Here is a 22,900-nt window from a genome sequence, read left to right on the forward strand (position 1 = left end):
TGTTTTACAAATAATCGGTTTCGATCTGCCCTAAAAGGATAGAAACACCGGCTTTCCGGCAACACCGGTTTATAAGTCTGGAAGAGGAATCCATTCTGTGGTATAATACATTATTATGGCCGATTTTATAGCTTTCTCCACAGGGTTAGGCTGTATGGAACTTTTTGAGATAAGAGACGGTGATTCATTTGGCAATACCACGCGAACGGATCCGGAATTTCAGCATCATTGCCCACATTGACCACGGCAAGAGCACGCTGGCGGACCGCATATTGGAACAGACGAAATCGGTCGCGCTGCGCGACATGGAAGACCAGATCCTGGACGACATGGACCTGGAGCGCGAGCGCGGCATTACCATCAAGGCCCATGCGGTGACATTGGTCTATCACGCGAAGGACGATCAAGATTATGTGTTCAACCTGATCGACACGCCCGGCCACGTGGACTTTAACTATGAAGTATCGCGCTCGCTCGCCGCATGTGAGGGCGCGGTGCTGGTGGTGGACGCCTCCCAGGGCATCGAGGCGCAGACATTGGCCAACACGTATTTGGCCGTGGACGCAGGGTTGGAGATCGTGCCGGTCATCAACAAGATCGACCTGCCGAGCGCCCAGCCGGAGCATGTGCGGCAGGAGATCGAGGACGTGATCGGCATCCCGGCGGACGAGGCCCCCTGCATTTCCGCCAAGATGGGCATCAACATCGACGCGGTGATGGAGCAGATCGTCAAGCAGGTGCCGCCGCCGGAGGGCGATGAGGACGCCCCCCTGCGTGCGCTGATTTTTGATTCCTACTACGACGCCTATAAGGGCGTCATCGCCCATGTGCGCATCAAGGACGGGACCGTCCATCCGGGCGATACGATCCGGATGATGAGCGTGGGGAGCGAATTTACCGTGGTGGAATGCGGCTATATGCGCGCCACCAGCTTTGAGCCGATGAACTGCCTGCGGGCGGGCGAGGTCGGTTATATCGCGGCGTCGATCAAGGCGGTCCGCGAAGCGCGGGTCGGCGATACGATCACGCGCGTGGACAACCCCGCGAAGGAGCCGCTGCCGGGCTACCGCGCGGTACAGCCCATGGTGTTCTGCGGCATCTACCCCGCGGACGGCGCGAAATACCCGGACCTGCGGGACGCGCTGGAGAAATTGCAGCTCAACGATGCGGCACTCTCCTTTGAGCCGGAGACCTCCGTCGCATTGGGCTTCGGTTTCCGCTGCGGCTTCCTGGGGCTTTTGCATATGGAGATCATCCAGGAGCGCCTGGAGCGCGAATACAATTTGGACATCGTCACAACCGCGCCGAGCGTCGTCTACCATATCACGAAGACCGACGGCGAGATGATCGCCATCGACAACCCGACCAACTATCCCGACCCGTCGCTGATCGCGCAGGCCGAAGAACCCATTACGAACGCCCATATCTACACCCCAAAGGAATATGTGGGCAATATTATGGACCTTTGCCAGGAGCGCCGCGGCGTATTTAAGGATATGAATTACATCGACACGGACCGCGTCGATATCCATTATGAGCTGCCGCTCAATGAGATCATCTACGACTTTTTCGATGCGCTGAAATCGCGCACCCGCGGTTATGCCAGCTTCGATTATGAGCTGGCGGGCTACCAGAAGAGCAACCTGGTCAAGCTGGACATCATGCTCAACGGTGAGGTCGTGGACGCGCTCTCGTTTATCATCCACGCGGACAAGGCGTACCCGCGCGCCCGCAAGATGGCGGAAAAGCTGCGCGAGAAGATCCCGCGCCAGCTCTTCGAGGTGCCGATCCAGGCGTGCGTGGGCGGCCGGATCATCGCGCGCGAAACCGTCAAAGCGCTGCGCAAGGATGTTCTGGCGAAGTGCTACGGCGGCGACATCACCCGAAAGAAGAAGCTGCTGGAAAAGCAGAAGGAAGGCAAGAAGCGCATGCGCCAGCTGGGCACGGTCGAGGTGCCGCAGGAGGCGTTTATGAGCGTGCTGAAGCTGGATGAATAAGATCGGTTTATACCTGCATGTGCCGTTTTGCGAGAAAAAATGCCCCTATTGCGATTTCTATTCCGTCCATGCCTCGGAGGATTCCCTTAATTTATATACAGATTGTATGATTGATAGATTAAAATACAATTCGGATAAAATCAAACGCCCGGCGGATACCCTGTATTTTGGCGGAGGGACGCCCGGGCTGCTGGGCGGCGAACGGGTGGCGCGCCTCATCGGGCAGGCGAGGGCCTGCTTTGGACTGGATGGCGCGGAGATCACCGCGGAAGTCAACCCTGGCGTGGATTTGACGGGCTTTTTGCAGGGGTTCCGGGCAGCGGGCGGCAACCGCCTGTCCATCGGGATGCAGTCGGCGGACGACCGGGAGTTGGAACGCTTGGGCCGCCGCCATACAGCGGCGCAGGCGGCCGAAGCGGTGGCGGCGGCACGCAAATCGGGGATCGAAAATATTTCGCTCGATTTGATGCTCGGCATCGAGGGGCAGACGGTGGAAAGCGCCCGGCGTTCCGCAGCGTTTTGCGCGGAACTGGGGGTGCCGCATGTGTCCGCCTATCTGTTGAAGATCGAACCGCGCACGGCCTTTTACCAGCGCAGGGAGCAGCTGCAATTGCCGGACGAGGACGAGACCTGTTCCCTCTACGAAGCAGCCTGCGAGGAATTGGAGCGGCACGGCCTGATGCAGTATGAGATTTCCAACTTTGCCCGGCCGGGCTTTGAGAGCCGGCACAATTTGAAGTATTGGCACTGCGAGGAATATCTCGGTCTTGGCCCGGCCGCGCATTCCTTTTTGAACGGGAAGCGCTTCTATGAGGCGCGCGACCTGCGCGCGTTTTTGGCAGGGCAAGCGCCGGAGGAGGACGCCGACCCGGAGATTCCCGCCGGTGGGCCGGAGGAATATGCGATGTTGGCACTCCGGTTGGCAGAGGGCTTACAGGAGGCGCGCTACCGGGACCGCTTTGGCGAGCCCATTCCGGAGCGATGGAAACGTGCGGCGCAGCGGTATGCCCGCGTTGGCCTGACGGAGTGTTGGCCGGAGGGTTTCCGGTTTACCCGGAAGGGATTTTTGGTTTCCAATGCGCTTTTGGCGGAGATTTTATACGAAACGTAATAAGTGAAAAATAATATACAAAAGGTTGTGTAGATTTGGCGGTTTGGCCGGTCTGTGCGGCCTTTTTTCTATTTATTAGCATGGCGGTGGGCGCGAGGACCGGTTCAGGGAAGGGAAACCTTGTTGCCATATTCGTCCTTTTGGCAAATTGCTAAGTTTCTCCATTGCAGATTCATAATTAATTTACATTTATCTTATTGACAACCGGGCAAAGTAATGATAAATTAATAACTAGAGTTAGCACTCGATATAAAAGAGTGCTAAACTCCGAATCCAAACAAGAGAGGTGGGAAGGTTGGAACTCAGCGAACGCAAGAAAAAAATTCTGGCGGCGGTCGTCGAATTGTATGTCGCCACCGGCGAGCCGGTCGGCTCGAAGGCGCTTTGTGACAACCTCGACTTTGCAGTCTCTTCCGCCACCGTGCGCAATGAAATGAGCGATTTGGCGGAGATGGGGCTTCTGGACCAGCCGCACACATCGGCGGGCAGGGTTCCCACCCAAATGGGGTACCGGGTGTACATCGATTCATTGATGAAGAAAAAGCCCGTGACCCGTGAAGAAAAGCGCTATCTGGACAGCCAGCTGCTCTCCAGCGCCTATGATCCGGAAAAATTGCTGGACGGTGTTTCTAGGGTGATGGCAGCCGCCACCCGGTTTGCGGCGGTATCCACAACGCCGAGCGGCCGCGGGGCGAATATCCGCGCGATCCAATTCGTGCAGACCAGCCGCCGCACCGCGATGGTCATCCTGATGACCTCCGCCGGGACCATGAAGACGCGCGTGTTCCACTGCGACTTTGACCTGTCGCAGGAGATCTTGCGGGTGTTCTTCCGGGTGTTCAACGAGAAATTGGCAGGGATGCCGGTTTCGGAAGTGACGCCCGCCTTTATCCAGAACATGGCGGCCTCGATGGGGGAGATGGCGATCCTGATGTCGTCCGCGTTTATGGCGGTGCTCGACGTGGCGCGGGATTCCATGCAGGCGGAAATCTGCATGGAAGGGCAGACGAACCTGCTCTTCTATCCGGAGCTCTCGCTGACCGCGCGCCGGATGATGGATTTCCTGGCGCATGCGGACGAGTTGAACCGCTTGTTGGAGCAGCGCAGCAAAAACGTGAAGGTGCTCATCGGCGACGAGACGGGCCGCCCGGAACTCAAGGATTCCAGCGTGGTGATTTCCCGCTACACCGTCGGCGGCAAGGACGCCGGCGCGTTGGCGATCATCGGCCCGATGCGCATGAATTACGCGAAGGTGATCGCCCATATGGAATATCTTTCCGACGCGGTTGGGAAGATGCTCACCGAATTGATGGACTATGACTTTTAGAGTTTGATAGAGCGCAATGGCGCAATTTAAAACGAAGGAGGGTCCGGACAGTTGAATACGGAGGAAAAGAATCCGCAGACAGAAGCCGGAACAGACCCGCAGACCGACGCGGAGCCGGAGGCTTCCCAGGAAACGGAAAAGGCCGAAAAAAAGGATAAAGGAGGCTTTGGCGGGAAAAAGGCCAAGGCAGAGAAAGAAGCGATGCAGAAAAAGCTTGAAGAAGCAGAGGAGGCCCTGAAAAAACAGAAAGACCAGCTCTTGCGCACCGCAGCGGAGTATGACAACTACCGCAAGCGCACGGAGCGCGAGAAAGCAGCGATTTATTCCGATGCGACAGCGGCCGCAGTGCTCGAGTTCCTGCCGGTGGCAGACAATCTGGAGCGCGCGCTGGAGCAGCAGGAGTGCAGTGTCGAAGACCTGCGCAAGGGCGTGGAAATGGTCCAGACGCAGCTGAAAAAAGCGCTGGAAAAGCTGGGCGTGTCCGAGATGGGCGCCGCAGGGGAGGCGTTCAACCCGGAACTGCACAACGCCGTATCCCATATTGACGACGAAAACGCAGCCGAAAACGTGGTTGCGCAGGTTTATCAAAAGGGATACAAGATCGGCGACAAAGTCGTCCGGCATGCAACGGTGGTCGTTGCAAACTAACCGTCCACTGTCCCGCAATCCCCTTTCTAATATCTAATATATAGATTCAACTGAAAAAGCAGAATGAAAACTGGAGGTATAGATTATGAGCAAGACAATTGGTATTGACCTTGGTACAACGAATTCCTGTGTAGCCGTGATTGAAGGCGGCGAGCCGGTTGTAATTCCAAACGCAGAAGGCGCGCGCACAACGCCGTCCGTGGTCGCGTTCTCCAAGACCGGCGAGCGTATGGTGGGCCAGGTGGCAAAGCGCCAGGCCATCACCAACCCGGACCGCACCATTTCTTCCATCAAGAGAGAGATGGGTTCCAATTATAAAGTAACGATTGACGATAAGAGCTACACCCCGCAGGAGATTTCCGCAATGATCCTGCAAAAGCTGAAGGCGGACGCAGAAGCCTATCTGGGCGAGACGGTCACCTCCGCAGTCATCACCGTCCCGGCATACTTCACCGACGCACAGCGCCAGGCGACCAAGGACGCCGGCAAGATCGCGGGCCTGGATGTAAAGCGTATCATCAACGAGCCGACGGCCGCGGCTCTGTCCTATGGCATCGACAAGGGCGAAGAGCAGAAGATCATGGTGTATGACCTCGGCGGCGGCACGTTCGATGTCTCCATCATCGAGATGGGCGACGGCGTGCAGGAAGTGCTTGCAACCGCTGGCAACAACCGCTTGGGCGGCGACGACTTCGATAAGCGCATCATCGATTGGATGGTTACCTCCTTCAAGCAGGAGAACGGCATCGACCTCTCCGGCGACAAGATGGCCATGCAGAGACTGAAGGAAGCCGCAGAAAAGGCAAAGATCGAGCTGTCCGGCATGACGTCCAGCCAGATCAACCTGCCGTTCATCACGGCGGACGCCACCGGCCCGAAGCACCTCGACATGACCCTGACCCGCGCAAAGTTCAACGAGCTGACCGCAGACCTCGTCGAAAAGACCATCGGCCCGGTTCGCCAGGCCATGCAGGACGCTGGCTTGCAGTTCAGCCAGATCAGCAAGGTCCTGCTCGTCGGCGGTTCTTCCAGAATCCCGGCTGTCCAGGAAGAAGTCAAGAAGTTGACCGGCAAGGAGCCCTTCAAGGGCATCAACCCGGATGAATGCGTCGCCATCGGCGCGGCATTGCAGGCCGGTGTGCTCGGCGGCGAGGTCGAAGGCCTGCTGCTGCTGGACGTTACGCCGCTGTCCCTGGGCGTTGAAACCATGGGCGGCGTGATGACCAAGGTCATCGAGCGCAACACCACCATCCCGACCAAGAAGAGCCAGATCTTCTCCACGGCTGCGGACGGCCAGACGCAGGTAGAGGTCAACGTCCTGCAGGGCGAACGTGAATTTGCCCGCGACAACAAGCAGCTCGGCCTGTTCAAGCTGGACGGCATCGCACCCGCGCCGCGCGGCATCCCCCAGATCGAGGTTACGTTCGATATCGATGCGAACGGCATCGTAAACGTCTCCGCAAAGGACCTTGCAACCGGCAAGGAACAGCACATCACGATTTCCTCCAGCTCCAACATGAGCAAGGAAGACATCGACAAGGCCGTCAAGGACGCAGAGAAGTATGCGGCCGAGGATAAGAAGCGCCGTGAAGAGGTCGATACGAAGAACGAGGCGGAGAACCTCTGCTACTCGGTCGAAAAGCTCATCAAGGACAGCGGCGACAAGATGGACGCTTCCGATAAGACCGACCTGGAGGCAAAGTCCAATGCTTTGAAGCAGGCGATCTCCGGCAACGACACGGCATCCATCAAGAGCCAGATGGAAGAGCTGCAGAAGGCGCTGTATGCGGTATCCGAGAAGCTGTATAAGGCAGCAGCTCCGCAGGGCGGCCAGCCGGCGGGCGGTGCAGGCGCACCGGCGCAGGATGCAAACGGCAACCCGGTCTATGACGCCGAGTACAAGGACGTAGACGACAACAACAATAACAAATAAAAATCGGGGCGCCGTGCGGCGGCACGGCGTTCTGTGCGAGGTGGAGGCTGTTGTGGGTACGGGATGTACCTGCAACAGCTTTAGCCCGTAAAATGGCGCATCTCGATTTTTTATAAAGTGATTTACAACAGGCGAAAAACCTGATAGGATAGAGGACGCGGCATTGCCGCGCAGAAATTGAGAGTTGGCGCAAAGCAGGGGCGGCGGTAGGGCTTGTTCCCGGTTGCGATGCGCTTTTGTAGGAGTGATTGGTGTGGCCGATAAAAGGGATTTTTATGAAGTGATGGGTGTGCCGAAGAACGCCACCGAAGACGAAATTAAAAAAGCCTACCGCAAATTGGCGAAAAAGTACCACCCGGACCTCAACCCGGGGGATAAAGAGGCGGAGGCAAAGTTTAAGGAAGTCAACGAGGCGTACGAGGTGCTCTCGGATAAAGATAAAAGGGCCCGGTACGACCAGTTCGGCCATGCCGGGGTGGACCCCAACTTTGGCGGCGGCGCAGGCGGCGGAAGCCCCTTCACCGGCGACATCGACCTGGGGGACATTTTCAACAGCTTCTTCGGCGGCTTTGGCGGCGGCGGTACGCGCCGTGCCAATCCAAACGCACCGCGCCGCGGCAGCGATACGGAGGGTGTTGTCAACATCAGCTTTGAAGAGGCGGCTAAGGGTTGCCGGAAGACGATTTCCTTTAATAAGATTGAAACGTGCCCGGACTGCGGCGGTTCGGGGGCCGCGAAAGGGACCAGCCCGTCCACGTGTTCACAGTGCGGCGGCACCGGCCAGGTGCGCATTAACCAGCGCACGCCGTTCGGCATGGTGCAGACCGCCCGCACGTGCGACCGCTGTGGTGGTTCCGGCCGTGTGATCGATTCGCCGTGCCATACGTGCAACGGCAGCGGCCGTGTGCGCAAGCAAAAGACCATCGAGATCAACATCCCCGCGGGCGTGGACAACGACCAGATGCTCAACGTTTCCGGCCAGGGCAACGCGGGCGCAAACGGCGGGCCCAGCGGCGACCTGCACGTCTATGTCAACGTGCGGCCGCACCCGATCTTTGAGCGCCGCGGCGACGACGTTTGGTGCGAGATGCCAATCACTTTCTCGCAGGCAGCACTCGGCGCAGAGGTCACGGTGCCGACCATCGACGGCCGCGTGAGCTACCAGGTGCGCGAGGGCACCCAGCCGGGGGATGTGTTCAAGCTCAAGGGCAAGGGCATCCCGCATATCAACGGCAGGGGCCGCGGCGACCAGTACGTCCGGATGACGATCGAGGTCCCGAAGAACCTCTCCCAGAAGCAGAAGCAGCTTTTGCAGGAGTTTGACAGCTGCGCCGAGGAGAAAAATTACCAGAAGCGCAAGGGGTTCTTCGATAAGATCAAAGAGATGTTTGACGAGAAAAAACAATCTTAAAAAACGGGGCAGGATGCAAAATCCTGTCCCGCTTTTGCTGTGTGAAAAAATTGACATAATATGCGGCGGAATGGCCGCTATATGTGCTGAAACGGCGCAAGGAGGGCGGATTCTCCCCAAAAGGCCCTGCATCAAGCATCCTCGCTTGGTGCAGGGCCTTCGCCATCTTCCTGGTCGCGCCCAACCAAGGTATCCAGGGAGACGTTGTAGATTTTGCTAAGCAACAGGAGCCTGGAAAGGGGCGGTTCGGTTTTCCCTGTTTCATAATATGTATAGGTGGAACGTTTAATCCCAAGGATACGGGCAAGTTCCGTCTGTTTCCAGTGGTGTTGTTCGCGCAGTTGACGGAGGGAATCCTTTAATTCCATAATATGTGGCCTCCTCAAATATAGACTAATACATTATATAATGTATTAGTCTATATGTAAACGGATATTATCCACTAATATCTAATAAAAAGATTAGATATTGGAGAGATAATATATGATTAAATTAAACGCTTTAGAATTGCTTGAGAAAAGTGGACATACTCGTTATTGGCTTTATAAACAGTTGGGCATGAGTTATCAGAATTTTAATAGGATGATTAATAATCAGACCAAATCGATTCAATACCAAAATATTGAGGCGCTTTGCCAATTGTTGGAGTGTACTCCGAACGATCTATTTGTTTTTGTAGATGACTAAATTGTTCTTCTAAAAGAAAGTTGTTTTTTGCCAGCAAACGAAAGGGCCTTTCTCCAAAGGCTCCGCAAGGGTGGAACCCTACCGCCCCGCGCGCATCCTGGGGAACCAAGGGAATTCCGCTGGGATTTCCTGCAATTTTGCCCGGACAAACCCTTGCGAAAATTCGGAAAATAGCCTATAATCATCATGTATGGTGGTTAAACCAAGGAAACTTGAAACCGAAAGGAGTACCGATATGAATTATTCCCATGAAGTGGAAAACATGTGTCCTGTAACCAAAGGTCCCCATCACGGTCCCGCGCCCATCCCGGAGGAGGGCAAGTGGGTAAAAGCCTATGAGATCAAAGACATCTCCGGCCTGTCCCATGGTGTGGGCTGGTGCGCACCGCAGCAGGGCGCTTGCAAGCTGACCCTGAACGTGAAGGACGGCATTGTGCAGGAGGCTCTGGTGGAGACCCTGGGCTGCTCCGGCATGACGCATTCCGCTGCTATGGCCGCAGAAATCCTCCCGGGCAAGACCCTTCTGGAGTGCTTGAACACCGACCTCGTTTGCGACGCAATCAACGTTGCAATGCGCGAAATCTTTAAGCAGCTGGCCTATGGCCGCAGCCAGACCGCGTTCTCCGAGGGTGGCCTGCCGATCGGCGCAAGCCTGGAAGACTTGGGCAAGGGCCTGCGTTCCCAGGTTGGCACCATGTTCAGCACCGGTGCAAAGGGCGTCCGCTACATGGAGATGGCCGAGGGCTACGTCCTCAAGACCGCTCTGGATGAAAACAACGAAGTCATCGGCTATCAGTTTGTCAAACTTGGCAAGATGATGGAAGATATCCGCCACGGTGTGGACCCGAAGACTGCTTACGAGCAGAACATTGGCCAGTATGGCCGCTTCGACGGCGCGGCAAAGTACATCGACCCGCGTGAAGAATAATTCGGCAGGGATCATACCGAACATTCCAAGTCAGGCGTCTCCCAATCGGGGAGGCAGCCGAGAAAGCAGAATAAAGGAGGACAACTTACATGGCTAACGATGTCAAGTTTGAAGGTAAAGAAAGAAGAATGCCCAAAATCGAAAAGTGCCTTGCCGAGTATGGCCTTGCCAGCCTCGAGGAAGCGCGCGACCTTTGCCTGAGCAAGGGAATCGATGTAGATAAAATTGTCAAGGGTGTACAGCCCATCGCGTTTGAGAACGCCAGCTGGGCATATACCCTGGGCTGCGCAGTCGCTCTGAAGAAGGGCTGCAATTCCGCTGCGGACGCTGCCGAGTCCATCGGCATTGGCCTGCAGGCGTTCTGTGTTCCGGGTTCCGTTGCGGAGAACCGCAAGGTCGGCCTGGGCCACGGCAACCTGGGCGCCCGTCTGCTCCGCGACGAGACCAAGTGCTTTGCGTTCCTCGCAGGCCACGAGTCCTTCGCTGCCGCAGAAGGCGCAATCGGCATTGCCAAGACAGCGAACCGCGCCCGCAAAGAGCCGCTCCGCATCATCCTGAACGGCCTGGGCAAGGACGCTGCCTACATCATCTCCAGAATCAACGGCTTCACCTATGTGAAGACCGATTACGACTTCTTCAACGACGAGCTGAAGATTGTCGAAGAGAAGGCATTCTCCGAAGGCGAGCGCGCAGCGGTTAAGTGCTACGGCGCAAACGACGTCCTCGAGGGCGTTGCGATCATGAAGCACGAGGGCGTGGACGTCTCCATCACTGGTAACTCCACCAACCCGACCCGCTTCCAGCATCTGGTTGCCGGCACGTATAAGAAGTGGGCCATCGAGAACAACCGCCCGTACTTCTCCGTTGCTTCCGGCGGCGGCACGGGCCGTACCCTGCACCCGGACAACATGGCGGCTGGCCCGGCTTCCTATGGCCTGACCGACTCCATGGGCCGTATGCACGGCGACGCACAGTTCGCAGGCTCTTCCTCCGTCCCGGCGCACGTCGAGATGATGGGCTTGATCGGCATGGGCAACAACCCGATGGTCGGCGCGACCGTCGCATGCGCTGTTGCTGTGTACGAGGCTTGCAAATAATCGGAACAGGATATCGCCGGTTCCGGCAGTCTGATTCGAGCCAATAAGAACCTTACAGCTCCCGTGGATCGCGGGACGCTGACCGGCGCGCGATGCCGCGCCGGTTCCGGGCGCAAAAGCGCCCGGGAAGGCGGCTTTGCCGCCTTCTAGCGTCCCGCTTTCTCGGGGGCTTTTTCGTTTTCCCGCAAACTTTTTGAAACGCGAGGCCGTCTAATAGACAGAAAACGAAATACAGAACAGATTGGTGGGATGAACTGTGGCAACCACACAGGCTTTTCGGGAATATATCACCCAAAACCAACAGGCCTTTTACCGGTTGGCCTATAGCTATACAAAGAACAGCGACGCCGCACTCGACGTGGTGCAGGACGCCATTGTCAAAGGGATTGAAAAGCTGCATACGCTCCGCAATCCCGCATATATGAAAACGTGGTTCTATCGGATTTTGGTCAATGAGGGCCTCAACTACCTGCGCGGGAAAAAGGTGGTTTCGCTCGACGAATATGCGGAATCCCCCCTCTCCGCTGCGGAGGACCGGGACGTCGCGCAGGATGTGGACCTTTACAATGCCGTCCAGAGGTTGGAACCCAAATTGCGCACCGTGGTCATCCTGCGCTTTTTTGAAGACATGAAGCTGGAAGACATCGCGTCCATCACCGGCGATCCGCTCAGCACGGTGAAGTCGCGTTTATATAAAGCCCTCAAGCTCTTGAAGGTAGATTTGCAGGAGGGGGTGATGGCGACGTAACGATGCTTTAGCCAATCCAATAGCTCTGAGCTTGCCCGCGGCAACCCGGGAACGCCGCGGAAACAAACTTTTGATATATATTTTTAGGGAGGACATCTATGATGAGAAATTTTGAAGAGGCAAAAAGGACTTATGAGTCCATGGACATTCCGGAGAAGCTTCCGAATGTCGTGGATCAGGCTTTTACAAGGGCTACGGCCCGCCGGAGACTGGCCTGGTATAAACCAGCGCTGTCGGCGGCAGCGGCTGTATGCATCCTGTTTGTTGCGCTTTTGAACATCAGCCCCACCTTTGCCAATGCGATGGCGGAGGTCCCGGTGCTGGGCAATGTGGCGAAGGTGTTGACGTTCCGCCAATATGCCATTGAGACGGACTCCGAGTGGATCACCGTGAACCAGCCCTCCATTGCTGAGACAGGGAACACGGAGTTGGAAAAGCGCGTCAACAATGAAATTCAGGAAAAAATCGACGCGATTGTTGCCGAAGCCCGCCAGGAGGCCAAGCAAAACCGCGAGGACGCCATCGCGCGGGGGCAGGACCCGGCCCAATTGATGCCGGTGATCTTGGACATCCGCTATGAGATCAAGAGTTCCAGTGAAAAGGCGCTGTCCTTTGTGATTTACAAGACCGAAACAGCGGCAAGCGCCTATACGCAGCAAATTTTCTACAATTTGGACCTGGCTTCCGGCAAGGACCTCACGCTGTCCGACGTCCTCGGGCCGGACTATAAGCAGATCGCTGACAAGGCCGTCAAAGATACCATCGACCAGCGTATGGCGGAGGACCCGGAGAAGTGGCCGTACTTTGTGCCGACGCCGGAAATGCCGGACGAAGGCTTCCAGGGGATTGCCGACGACCAGAAGTTCTACATCGACAAGGACGGCAATGTGGTCGTGAGCTTCGATGAATACGAAATCGGCCCGGGGTCCATGGGCATCCAGGATTTCGTAGTCGGGAAATCGTTGGTATAACATTTCACAAGGAAAGGAGTAAAAGACAATCGAGGGCCCTGCCCTGCGGATGTGTAGCGCATCCGCGGGGCAGGGCTTTTTTTGCTTGGATTTGAGGGGGTTAACGGAACTAGAAATTTTTGGAAATATTTCTGATGGATGCGATAAAAAAGATGCGGCCGGGGCCTTTTTGCTGGGGCCAAAGTGCATTGAATCAAGAAGGAAATTCCCAAAAACTTTGGGAACGCTGGGATTCTTTGGGGGAGATATTGCACAACTTTCACCAATTTCCACAGAGTTTTCCACCGCCCTTTCTATGGGGATTTTGTCATTATAATTCTTTTTGAAAAACTATTTGCGAGAATAGCGCGTGAAACGGGGGTTTTATACGGCTTGTAATTCCACAGGTTTACATAAACCATGTGGAAAACGATGTGGAGAATGTTGAAAACTCGGTGGAAACAGTGGAGAAATGCCGGGTACAGGCTGTTTAAAGTTTTGAAAAGGTGCAAAAAGAAAAAGTTATGTAAACGGATAAAGGGAACGGTAAAAACTTTGCGTAAAGTTTTTGCCATCGAAAAAGGAAAAAAGCGCAAGCTTTCCACATTTCCGCAATCGGGATGCAAAACTTTTCCACAGAGATTTTGTTGGAAAAGATTGCGGTTGTTTTTGGCTTGCTAATCCTTTATAATATTATATTTAGCTGCTGCTCTGTTTGCGTGCTGTTTTGCAGGCAAAGCAGCCTGAAAGGATACGGAAAGCAACTTTATCAGAACTGCATTTTCCTATCCTCACATGGGAAATTTTATGTTATAATAACCTCACGGCGTAAGCGGAAGCCAGCTTCGCAAAAGCTCGCTGCCTTCCGACGCCTGAGAGAACATTGAAACATCGGCCAGAAGGTTTCGGTAACTTTCAGAAAGAGGCCTAAGGCTTTCGACGGACTGGATGTTTTAGATAACCTCACGGCGTAAGCGGAAGCCAGCTTCGCAAAAGCTTGCTGCCTTCCGACGCCTGAGAGAACATTGAAACATCGGCCAGAGGGTTTCGGTAACTTTCAGAAAGAGGCCTAAGGCTTTCGACGGACTGGATGTTTTAGATAACCTCACGGCGTAAGCGGAAGCCAGCTTCGCAAAAGCTCGCTGCCTTCCGACGCCTGAGAGAACATTGAAACATCGGCCAGAAGGTTTCGGTAACTTTCAGAAAGAGGCCTAAGGCTTTCGACGGACTGGATGTTTTAGATAACCTCACGGCGTAAGCGGAAGCCAGCTTCGCAAAGGCTTGCTGCCTTCCGACGCCTGAGAGAGCATTGAACCATATACAGAAATCGCAAGGCGTTTTCTGTTCAAGGGAGAGGCCGTCCGGCCTTTTTATATGGTATAATAAAATCCATATGACATTGCGCGAGAAACAGAGGGAAACTAGGCGCGAACCTCCCCGAGAAGTTGTTCCGTCGGGGAGGGTTTGGGCGCCACGGGATTTTTATCATTTGATTACGATACAGGAAGCAGGGAAATGTGTCTATGAATAAAGAAGAGCAGAGCCGCCGCGGGGAAGACGTGATCGCCGGCAGGAACGCCGTCACAGAAGCGCTGCGCAGCGGCCGGCCGATCGACAGCCTGTATGTAGCACGAGGCGCGCATACGGGAAGCATCGGCGCATTGATTGCCAAAGCAAAGAAGCAGGGCATTCCCGTCAAGGAGGCGGATGCCAAAAAGCTGGATTATTTGTGCGGGAACGCCGTACATCAGGGCGTGGTGGCGTTGGCCGCCGCGCATACGTATGCCTCTTTGGACGATCTCTTCGCCCTGGCCCAGGAGCGCGGCGAGCCGCCGTTTTTTATCGTGGCGGATGAACTGGAGGACCCGCACAACCTCGGGGCCATCCTCCGGACCGCGGAGTGCGCGGGCGCCCATGGGGTGATTATCCCCAAGCGCCGTTCCGTTGGGCTGACCTATGCCGTGGGCAAGGCCTCGGCAGGGGCGGTCGAATATGTGCCTGTGGTCCGCGTGACCAATATCGCCTCCACGTTGGAGGAACTCAAGCAGCGCGGGGTTTGGACCTACGCCGCGGATATGGACGGGCAGAACTGGTGCTCGGTGGATTACAAAGGCCCGACCGCGCTGGTGATCGGTTCGGAGGGATTCGGCGTCAGCCGTTTGGTCAAAGAAAGTTGTGATTTTGTCATATCCCTGCCCATGAAGGGAAAAATAAACTCGCTGAACGCCTCGGTTGCGTGCGGTGTGATCTGTTATGAGGTGGCGCGCCAGCGCAGTGGAATTGTGACCAAGTGAGACAGGGGGAAGAGGAATGGATAAAAGGACCAATACGCCCCACGACGACTTTTCCGTGGAAGAAATTTTGCAGGAAGCCCGCCTGTTGCGCGAGCAGCAGGGGGAGGAGATCACCTTTTCTGTTGCAACTACCGATCAGAAGTCCGCTTCGGAGCGCGCCCAGGCCACGCCTGTGGAACAGGCGGGCAAACCCGTTGCGCAGCAGCCGGTAAAAGAGCCGGTGCGCCGTCCGGTGGAGCGCAAGGAGCCCGAGCCGGGAAAAAAGGTGGAGGAACCGGCTGTGGCCGCGCCCAAAACGGAGCGCATGGCAAAGGAAGCGCCCAAGGCGGACCCCATCCAGTGGACAGAATCGGAACAGCCGGAGGAAGAAGAGCCCCGGAAATTGAGCTGGGCCGAGCGGCGCGCGGAGAAGAAGCGCATCAAAGAGGAGCGCCGCAGGCTGAAGAAGCAGTCCGGTGTGTTTCCGTCCGAGGAAGAAGATATTTACTATGGGCTGCAATTGAAGCCCTTGGAGGAATATAAACAACAGTACGAAAAAACGCTGCAATCGGGCAGCGCAAAGGCGGACGAGCCAAAGGAGCGGACGTCCGCACAGGCCAGGCCGGTGGCGAAGCCCGTGGGGGATAAAACGGGGTCGATTTTCTCCTACTTGTTCGATTCGACCGATGAGGAGATGGACGAGGAGATCGCCGCCCGGTTTGAAACGCTGCACCAGGAGCGCAAACAGCGTATGGAGGAAGCCGCCCGGCAGACGGGCGCATTCAAGGTGCATGAAAACACCATTGAGATTCAATTCCCCAAGCGCGCTCCGGAGGCGGCCCAAAAGCCTGCGCAAGCCGAGAAGCCCGCAGAGAAGGCGGCGGGTTCTAAACAGCCCGCGGCGAAAAAAGCGGCGGAGCCGGAAAAAAAGGTGGAACCGGCGCCAAAAGAAACCGCGAAGGCAGAGCCGGTAAAACCGGCTTCGGAGCCAAAGACGCAGACGCCGCCCATCTTGGATGGCTTCCCGGTGGGGGACGAGACGTTTGAATTCCCGGCGATGGGAAGCTTTGCCCGGCCCGTGCAGCGCAAGAGTGCTGAAAAAGCGGGAACTTCCCCGGATCTGCCGGTGGAAGGGGAGACCTTTGAATTCCCGGCAGTGGGAGGGTACGCCGTACCTCCGCAGATCGAGGACACCAACCCGATCGAGCCGGTGCAGCCCATGGAGCCCAAAGAGCCGGTACAACCTGCGGAGCCAAAGACACCGGCGAAACCGAAGAAAGCGCCGAAGCAGGAGCCAAAGCAGCCGGTGGAGATGCCCTCCGCGCCGGTTTCGACGCCGGAAACGCCGGTGCATACCGAACCCGCCGCGCCTGCGGCGCCGCCGGAAATCCCCACCCAGCCGGAGGTGCAGCCCTCTGTGACGCCGATGCGCGCAGAGGAATCCGCTCCGGCGGATACATATCCGCAGGAGAAGCCGCTCCGTCCAAAGACGGGGGAGAAGGTGCGCCGCGCCGATTACCGTCCGGCGGGTGTAACGCCCGTCCACGTGGTGGAATTGCACGACTATGCGGAAGTGATCTTAAAAGAGGCGAAAACATATCCCAAGGCATCGGCAAAGCTGCACACCGCGCCGCTCCCAAAGGTGGAGGAAGCCGCAGCGGAGCTGGCGAAAGAGGAGGAAGTCTCGAAAGCGGAGTCCCCCGTCGTGGAAGAGCCCACCTTGCCGGTTTGGGAGCCGCTGGCAACGGATCAGGAGGGGCAACCGGCCGATACGTTCCTCCATGCGGATGGGCCGGAGGCGGAGACGGAAGAAGAGACGCCGCCCCCACCCAAGAAAAAGAAGAAATTCTCGATCATGGGCGAGGAAGAGCCGGACAACGACCCGGAGGACAACCTGCCGGAGGAGCCGGACGAGCTGGACGATTACCAAAAGCCCTCGGATGCGCCTTCGGTTGCGCACGAGCTGGGTTCCAGCCTCCGGGAACTGACGCTGCGCCTGGCGGTCACGGGGATTATCACCGTGTTGCTGCTGGTGCTCGGCGTTTTGGGAGAGATGACCAGCCTGCTGCCGGGGGCGATCCGCGGCGCCCTGCCGACGCAGACGTATTTGATTTTAAATCTGATCTTTTTGGGGATTGCCTCGGTATTTTGCTGGGTGACCATCTTCAACGGGATCAAATCCATGGCCCGGTTGCAGGCCAATTCCGACAGCGGGGTCGCGGTTGCGGCGGTTGCGGCGCTGATCCAGAGCGTGGCGCTGCTCTTCTCGCCGGAGAGCGTGGCTTCGTCCAGCGTCCACGCATATGCGGTCTTGGCGTCCGCCGCCCTGTTTTTGAACACAGCGGGCAAGTTCTCGCTCATCAAGCGCATCCGGCACAATTTCCGCTTTGTCGCGTCGCCGGACCCGAAATACGCGGTGCAGTATTTCGACGACCACAACACCGCGCTGCAAATGGCCAAGGGCTGTGTGGCGGACACGCCCGCCATCGCCTACCAGAACAAGACGGATTTCCTCAAGCATTTCCTGAGCTTGAGCTATGAGAACGATCCCAGCGACCAGAGTTCGCACATCATCGCCCCGCTTGGAGCGATCCTTTCGCTGGTGCTGTGCATCGTGTACTATGTGTTGAACCAGGATGTGATCGGCGCAATCACCGTATTCGCGGCCGCCACCTGCATCAGCGTGCCGATGATGAATATGTTGAGCGTCAATTTCCCCCTCGCCCGCCTGAGCAAGCTGGCGACGCGCGTCGGGGCCATGGTGGTCGGCTATCCCGCAGTCGAGCATTTTTCCACGGCGAATGCGGTGATCCTCGATGCAAAGGACCTGTTCCCGAAGGGGACGGTGATCCTCAATGGGATCAAGACGTTTGGGGGCCAGCGCATCGACGACGCGATTGTCGATGCCACCGCGCTGATGTGCGCCACAGGGGGGCCCCTGAGCGACCTATTTGACCAGATTATCAAGAGCCACCACGACATCCTGCCGAAGATCGAGAACCTCAGCTATGAGGACGACAAGGGCGTTGTGGGCTGGGTCTCGGGCCGGCGAATTTTGGTCGGCAACCGCGACCTGATGAAGGGGTACGGCATCGAGCCGCCTTCGAGGGACTACGAAGAAAAATATCTGCTGGGGGGCAAGCAGGTGGTATACCTGGCTTCCGGCGGGGATCTCGTGGCTATGTTCGTCCTCTCTTACAATTCGGACCGCCGCCGTGCGGCGGAGCTGCGCCGGATGGAGGACAACGGGATCAGCCTGATCGTGCGCACCTGCGACCCGAATATTACGCCGCGCCTGCTGGCGCAGGTATTCGACCTGGACGAGCATGGGATCCGCGTGTTGCCGGAGCGCCTGGGACAGGAATATTTGAAGCTGGTTGAAGCGCCGGACGAGCGCACCGACGCCCTGCTTGCGACAAAGGGCCGCCCCACCGCGATGATGCGTATGCTGACCGCCTGCGTGCGGCAGCGCAGCAACATCTCTGTTGCAGTTGCGTTGCAGACCGTTGCGGTGATCTTGGGGTTCCTTCTGGTGGCGTTCCTGGCGTGCTATTCCGGGTTGAAACAGCTCAGCACCGCCGCGCTGCTGTTGTTTGAACTGTTCTGGCTGGTGGCGGTGTTGATCGTACCGCGCCTGCGGAAGCCTTGATGGAGGGGCCTGGGATGGAATTCGACGCTGCCTGTAAACAGTATGAAGGGCAGGATCTGGGGGATGCAACGTTCACCGATTTGGAACTGCGCGGCATCCGCTTTGTCAATTGCCGCTTCCACGGCGCTTCGATGGGCGGCCTGATTACCCGCGATTGCGCCTTTTTGAACTGCAATTTTTCCTTTGCCTCGCTACACGGCAGCATGCATTACGCCACGCTGTTTCAGAACTGTACCTTCCATGGGGCCAGCCTGTTCAGCGCGGAGATGGAGGGCTGCAATTGCAGCGGCAGCAGTTTTGCCGGGGCCAATCTGACGGGCTTTGCGATCCGCGGCGGGAATTTTTCGGATACGGTGTTTGACGGCTGCGACCTGCGGCGCATGGATTTGCAGGGGGTCTGCCTGGCGCATGCGTTCTTCCAGGGGGCCAACCTGGAAAAGGCGGACCTGCGCGGCTGCGACTGTTCCCACGCGGTGTTTGCGGACGCCGCCCTGAAGGGGGCGGATCTGCGCGGCGCCAGGTTCAACGGCGTGGACGTCCGGCAGATGCGGTTCCAAGAGACCAAAATCGACCTGGAGCAAGCGGTCCGCTTCGCGGAGAGCTTGGGATGCATCGTATCCGGTTGATAGAGACGATGCAAGAGCCGTACGGTTTCTTCGCAGGATGCCGTGCAATTGGGCGAAGGGGTACCGGTGTCCAAAGATAAAAAATTTTTTGTTGCGTTTGGCGAACGGATTATACAGAATGGAATCGACGCGCGGAGAGCAAGAACGGCTTCTTCCGCGCGTTTCCGGCGATTTGGGCCTTTTTTGGATAGGAAATTTGGGGAAATACGACATCTAGTATTTGTCAGACTATATATTGACACTGACCCCAATATGTAGTAAAATGCAATCCTGGTAAGAGGAGCTTGTAGAAGCAAGCAAAGCCGCGTAGAGCTGGCGGGAGCCGGTTCGGGAGGGCCTTTTCTAGGAGTTTTGCCCGGAAAGGGGCTTTTGCCGGGGCAGCCGCCGGTTGGGGCCGGCGTTTTGGAGCGCTGCCCGGGAGGGCTTTCCCTGGGATGCAAAAGAGAGGATGGAGACTTTGGCAATTCAAATCAAAAAACGGAACGGCGTTGTGGTGGAATTCGACGCCCAAAAGATCCGCAACGCGATTTTTAAGGCAAACGTGGCCGTCGCCGAGGAGGAGATGACGGGCACGGCGCTCGACGAGCTGACCAAGCGGGTGGCCGGCGCTTTTGCAGACGACGTGATCCCCACGGTAGAAGATGTACAGGACAAGGTGGAGGAAATGCTGATCGCGGAGGACTACGCGAAGACCGCGAAGGCGTACATCCTGTACCGCGCGGAGCACGCAAAGATCCGCCAGGCCGAGGGCGACCTGATGGACATCTACAAGGAGCTGACGTTCCGGGATGCGCGCGACGTGGACATCAAGCGCGAGAATGCAAACATCGACACGGACACCGCGATGGGGACCATGCTCAAATATGGTTCCGAGGGATCGAAATACTTTATCAACAACTATGTGCTGCCAAAGGATATTGCAGCGGCGCACATCAACGGCGACATCCACATCCACGACGAAGACTTCTATATGCTGACGGAAACCTGCTGCCAGATCGACCTGCTCAAGCTGTTTAAGGGCGGCTTTTGCACGGGCCACGGCTTCCTCCGTGAGCCGAACGACATCCGCAGCTATGCGGCGCTGGCCTGCATCGCGATCCAGGCCAATCAGAATGAGATGCACGGCGGCCAGAGCGTCCCGAATTTTGATTATTCCATGGCGCCGGGCGTGGCGAAGACCTTCCGCAAGGCGTATTACCGCGAGCTGGCCAAATACCTGCACATCACAAAGGCGATGTCCATGGACGACGCGAAAGCGCTGGCGGCCACGGTTCAAAAGGACCTGCCCGGCCCGGTGACGCTCGGCAACGCCGGCGAGTACGGCGAGGCGGTTGCGGCGTATCTGCCGCGCCACCAGCGGGAGAACGGCTTTGAAGAGATCATCGAGGAGGAAGCCCGCGACGCCCACCGGTATGCGGTGGAGGCGGCGACCACCAGCACAAACGACGCCACCTATCAGGCGATGGAAGCCCTGGTGCACAATCTGAACACCATGCATTCCCGCGCAGGCGCGCAGGTGCCGTTTTCTTCGTTGAACTACGGGACCGATACATCCCCCGAGGCGCGCATGGTCATCCGGAACCTGCTGCTCGCCACGGACCGCGGCCTGGGCGACGGCGAAACCCCGATTTTCCCCGTGCAGATCTTCAAGGTAAAAGAGGGCGTGAATTACAACGAAGGAGACCCGAATTACGACCTGTTTCAACTGGCGTGCAAGGTCAGTGCCAAGCGCCTGTTCCCGAATTTCAGCTTCCTCGACGCGCCGTTCAACCTCCAGTACTACAAGGAGGGCGACTACGACACCGAGATCTCGTACATGGGCTGCCGGACCCGCGTGATGGGCAATGTACACGACCGCACGCATGAGACCACCTGCGGACGCGGCAACCTGAGCTTTACCTCCATCAACCTGCCGCGCATCGGGATCGAAGCAAAGGGGGACATCAAGCGCTTCTATGAACTGCTGGATAAGCGCATCGACTTGGTGATCCGCCAGCTGCTGCACCGCTTCCAGATCCAGTGCGGCAAAAAGGTCTATAACTATCCCTTCCTGATGGGCCAGGGGGTCTGGCTCGATTCCGACAAGCTGGGCCCGGAGGACAACATCGCCGAGGTACTCAAGCACGGGACCCTCAGCATCGGCTTTATCGGCCTGGCAGAGACGCTCAAGGCGCTCACCGGAAAGCACCACGGGGAGAGCGAAGAAAGCCAGAAGCTCGGGCTGGAGATCATCGGCTATATGCGCAAGCGCATGGACGACGAAAGCGAGAAGCGCGGGCTCAACTTCACGCTTTTGGCGACGCCGGCGGAGGGGCTGTCCGGCCGCTTTGTCCGCATCGACAAGAAAAAGTACGGTGTGATCCCCGGGATCACCGACCGCGAGTATTACACCAACAGTTTCCACATCCCGGTCTATTACCCGATCAACGCCTACCGCAAGATCCAGCTGGAGGCGCCCTATCATGCATTGACCAACGCGGGGCACATCAGCTATGTGGAGCTGGACGGCGACACCGCCAAGAATGTGGACGCATTCGAGTCGATTATCCGCTGCATGAAGGAAGCCGGCATCGGCTATGGCTCGGTCAACCATCCGGTGGACCGCGACCCGGTCTGCGGCTATACCGGCGTGATCGACGACGTATGCCCGCGCTGCGGCCGGCATGAGGGCGAGGGCGTCCCGGTGGAAAAGCTCGACGAGCTGCGCAAGCGCTATCCCGGCGTGCCGCACTTTGCGGGAAAAACCTGAATAGAACCATGATCCATACATATCTAGAAATAAAATCAATCGAAAAAGGAGCTTGATAACAATGGCAACCACCCATGCAACAACGAATTTGGTCGGCGAGGGCGTCGGCTTTGAGAGAATCCGCCGGATTACCGGTTATCTGGTCGGCACGATCGACCGTTTCAACGATGCAAAGCGCGCGGAAGAGCACGACCGTGTAAAACATGGCCTCTCTAAGAATTAGTGGCGTCGTGCCGGAGTCCATTGTGGACGGCAAGGGCATCCGCTATGTGATCTTTACGCAGGGATGCCCGCACCACTGCCCCGGCTGCCACAACCCCCAGACGCACGATTTCGAGGGCGGCTATCTGGTGGATACGGACGGCCTCCTGAAGGAGCTGCGGCAAAACCCGCTGCTCAAGGGGGTGACCTTCAGCGGGGGGGAGCCGTTTTGCCAGCCCGCGCCGTTGGCAGAGCTGGCCCGGAAAATCCACGAAAGCAGCCTCGATGTGACCGTTTATACGGGATATACCTATGAGCAGCTCCTGGAACAGCACAACCCGGACACGGACGCGCTGTTGCAGCAGGCGGACGTTTTGATCGACGGCCGCTACGAGCAGGACAAGCGCGACTTGACGCTCCACTTCCGCGGGAGCAGCAACCAGCGCGTGATCGACCTGAACCGCACCCGCGCAGAGGGGCGGGTCGTTGTAGAGCAATTGGACGAAGAATAGAAAAGTGCCGCCTTGCGGTCCCAAATGTGGGAACGAAGGGCGGCACTTTTTGT

Annotated in this window: 18 protein-coding genes and 1 pseudogene; 18 read left to right on the forward strand and 1 reads right to left on the reverse strand. The window is 57.2% G+C overall.

Features of this window, described 5'->3' with window-relative positions:
- Positions 1–188: 188 nt before the first annotated feature.
- The 6 genes from lepA to dnaJ all read left to right on the forward strand — a co-directional run bounded on the left by lepA (position 189) and on the right by dnaJ (position 8,427).
- The gene (gene lepA, locus I2E77_RS05070; protein ID WP_195450734.1) at positions 189–1,997 is read left to right on the forward strand and encodes a translation elongation factor 4; all 1,809 of its coding nucleotides are present in this window, start codon (positions 189–191) and stop codon (positions 1,995–1,997) included.
- A complete protein-coding gene (hemW, locus tag I2E77_RS05075) occupies positions 1,990–3,108 on the forward strand; it encodes a radical SAM family heme chaperone HemW (RefSeq protein ID WP_195450735.1) in 1,119 nt (372 codons plus the stop codon). The genes lepA and hemW overlap by 8 nt, the downstream gene beginning before the upstream one ends.
- 295 nt (positions 3,109–3,403) lie before the next feature.
- Positions 3,404–4,435, forward strand: coding sequence for a heat-inducible transcriptional repressor HrcA (hrcA, locus tag I2E77_RS05080; protein WP_195450736.1), 1,032 nt, complete (start codon positions 3,404–3,406; stop codon positions 4,433–4,435).
- Between the two features lie 51 nt (positions 4,436–4,486).
- The gene (gene grpE / locus I2E77_RS05085; protein WP_191448744.1) at positions 4,487–5,083 is read left to right on the forward strand and encodes a nucleotide exchange factor GrpE; all 597 of its coding nucleotides are present in this window, start codon (positions 4,487–4,489) and stop codon (positions 5,081–5,083) included.
- Between the two features lie 85 nt (positions 5,084–5,168).
- A complete protein-coding gene (gene dnaK, locus I2E77_RS05090) occupies positions 5,169–7,016 on the forward strand; it encodes a molecular chaperone DnaK (RefSeq protein WP_195450737.1) in 1,848 nt (615 codons plus the stop codon).
- Positions 7,017–7,269: 253 nt separating this feature from the next.
- Entirely contained in the window at positions 7,270–8,427 is a 1,158-nt protein-coding gene (gene dnaJ / locus I2E77_RS05095) for a molecular chaperone DnaJ (RefSeq protein ID WP_191405867.1), read from the forward strand.
- A gap of 131 nt (positions 8,428–8,558) precedes the next feature.
- Here the strand turns inward: dnaJ and I2E77_RS05100 are convergent, their stop codons facing one another.
- Positions 8,559–8,795, reverse strand: coding sequence for a helix-turn-helix transcriptional regulator (locus I2E77_RS05100; RefSeq protein ID WP_087233983.1), 237 nt, complete (start codon positions 8,793–8,795; stop codon positions 8,559–8,561).
- Positions 8,796–8,910: 115 nt separating this feature from the next.
- Here I2E77_RS05100 and I2E77_RS05105 point away from each other — a divergent pair, with 115 nt between their 5' ends.
- The 12 genes and pseudogenes from I2E77_RS05105 to nrdG all read left to right on the forward strand — a co-directional run bounded on the left by I2E77_RS05105 (position 8,911) and on the right by nrdG (position 22,847).
- A complete protein-coding gene (locus I2E77_RS05105) occupies positions 8,911–9,114 on the forward strand; it encodes a helix-turn-helix domain-containing protein (RefSeq protein WP_087233985.1) in 204 nt (67 codons plus the stop codon).
- 235 nt (positions 9,115–9,349) lie between these two features.
- Positions 9,350–10,042, forward strand: a complete 693-nt coding sequence (locus I2E77_RS05110; RefSeq protein ID WP_087233987.1) for an iron-sulfur cluster assembly scaffold protein — start codon at positions 9,350–9,352, stop codon at positions 10,040–10,042.
- A gap of 89 nt (positions 10,043–10,131) precedes the next feature.
- Positions 10,132–11,139: a GGGtGRT protein gene (locus tag I2E77_RS05115; protein ID WP_195450738.1), complete on the forward strand. Its 1,008-nt coding sequence runs from the start codon at positions 10,132–10,134 to the stop codon at positions 11,137–11,139.
- Positions 11,140–11,395: 256 nt separating this feature from the next.
- On the forward strand, positions 11,396–11,887 hold the full coding sequence (locus tag I2E77_RS05120) for a sigma-70 family RNA polymerase sigma factor (protein ID WP_087233991.1): 492 nt from the start codon (positions 11,396–11,398) through the stop codon (positions 11,885–11,887).
- 98 nt (positions 11,888–11,985) lie between these two features.
- A complete protein-coding gene (locus tag I2E77_RS05125; RefSeq protein ID WP_195450739.1) occupies positions 11,986–12,858 on the forward strand; it encodes an anti-sigma-V factor rsiV in 873 nt (290 codons plus the stop codon).
- Between the two features lie 85 nt (positions 12,859–12,943).
- Positions 12,944–13,174, forward strand: a complete 231-nt coding sequence (locus I2E77_RS05130; protein WP_140400360.1) for a hypothetical protein — start codon at positions 12,944–12,946, stop codon at positions 13,172–13,174.
- A gap of 1,186 nt (positions 13,175–14,360) precedes the next feature.
- A complete protein-coding gene (rlmB, locus tag I2E77_RS05135) occupies positions 14,361–15,131 on the forward strand; it encodes a 23S rRNA (guanosine(2251)-2'-O)-methyltransferase RlmB (protein WP_195450768.1) in 771 nt (256 codons plus the stop codon).
- A 16-nt stretch (positions 15,132–15,147) separates the two neighbouring features.
- Positions 15,148–18,759: a hypothetical protein gene (locus I2E77_RS05140; protein WP_195450740.1), complete on the forward strand. Its 3,612-nt coding sequence runs from the start codon at positions 15,148–15,150 to the stop codon at positions 18,757–18,759.
- 14 nt (positions 18,760–18,773) lie between these two features.
- Positions 18,774–19,385 carry a pentapeptide repeat-containing protein gene (locus I2E77_RS05145; RefSeq protein WP_172749689.1) on the forward strand — a complete coding sequence of 204 codons (612 nt, stop codon included), beginning with the start codon at positions 18,774–18,776 and terminating at the stop codon, positions 19,383–19,385.
- A gap of 448 nt (positions 19,386–19,833) precedes the next feature.
- Positions 19,834–22,134, forward strand: coding sequence for an anaerobic ribonucleoside triphosphate reductase (locus tag I2E77_RS05150; RefSeq protein WP_442858919.1), 2,301 nt, complete (start codon positions 19,834–19,836; stop codon positions 22,132–22,134).
- A gap of 109 nt (positions 22,135–22,243) precedes the next feature.
- Positions 22,244–22,357 (forward strand): annotated as a pseudogene (nrdD, locus tag I2E77_RS05155) (anaerobic ribonucleoside-triphosphate reductase); the annotation flags it as partial.
- Complete coding sequence (gene nrdG / locus I2E77_RS05160) at positions 22,338–22,847, forward strand: anaerobic ribonucleoside-triphosphate reductase activating protein (protein ID WP_195450742.1); 510 nt, start codon at positions 22,338–22,340, stop codon at positions 22,845–22,847. The pseudogene nrdD and the gene nrdG, both read left to right, overlap by 20 nt.
- The last annotated feature ends 53 nt before the right edge of the window (positions 22,848–22,900 follow it).

The organism is Anaeromassilibacillus sp. 1001302B_160321_C8, from assembly GCF_015554745.1.
GTDB classification, from domain to species: Bacteria; Bacillota; Clostridia; order Oscillospirales; family Acutalibacteraceae; genus Anaeromassilibacillus; species Anaeromassilibacillus stercoravium.

Excerpts from the sequence above, each read along its gene's own strand:
- hemW (WP_195450735.1), top strand. The coding sequence starts at position 1,990 with ATGAATAAGATCGGTTTATACCTGCATGTGCCGTTTTGCGAGAAAAAA.
- dnaK (WP_195450737.1), top strand. The coding sequence starts at position 5,169 with ATGAGCAAGACAATTGGTATTGACCTTGGTACAACGAATTCCTGTGTA.
- I2E77_RS05100 (WP_087233983.1), bottom strand. The coding sequence starts at position 8,795 with ATGGAATTAAAGGATTCCCTCCGTCAACTGCGCGAACAACACCACTGG.
- I2E77_RS05105 (WP_087233985.1), top strand. The coding sequence starts at position 8,911 with ATGATTAAATTAAACGCTTTAGAATTGCTTGAGAAAAGTGGACATACT.
- I2E77_RS05110 (WP_087233987.1), top strand. The coding sequence starts at position 9,350 with ATGAATTATTCCCATGAAGTGGAAAACATGTGTCCTGTAACCAAAGGT.
- I2E77_RS05115 (WP_195450738.1), top strand. The coding sequence starts at position 10,132 with ATGGCTAACGATGTCAAGTTTGAAGGTAAAGAAAGAAGAATGCCCAAA.
- I2E77_RS05125 (WP_195450739.1), top strand. The coding sequence starts at position 11,986 with ATGATGAGAAATTTTGAAGAGGCAAAAAGGACTTATGAGTCCATGGAC.
- rlmB (WP_195450768.1), top strand. The coding sequence starts at position 14,361 with ATGAATAAAGAAGAGCAGAGCCGCCGCGGGGAAGACGTGATCGCCGGC.
- I2E77_RS05140 (WP_195450740.1), top strand. The coding sequence starts at position 15,148 with ATGGATAAAAGGACCAATACGCCCCACGACGACTTTTCCGTGGAAGAA.
- I2E77_RS05145 (WP_172749689.1), top strand. The coding sequence starts at position 18,774 with ATGGAATTCGACGCTGCCTGTAAACAGTATGAAGGGCAGGATCTGGGG.
- I2E77_RS05150 (WP_442858919.1), top strand. The coding sequence starts at position 19,834 with ATGGAGACTTTGGCAATTCAAATCAAAAAACGGAACGGCGTTGTGGTG.
- nrdG (WP_195450742.1), top strand. The coding sequence starts at position 22,338 with ATGGCCTCTCTAAGAATTAGTGGCGTCGTGCCGGAGTCCATTGTGGAC.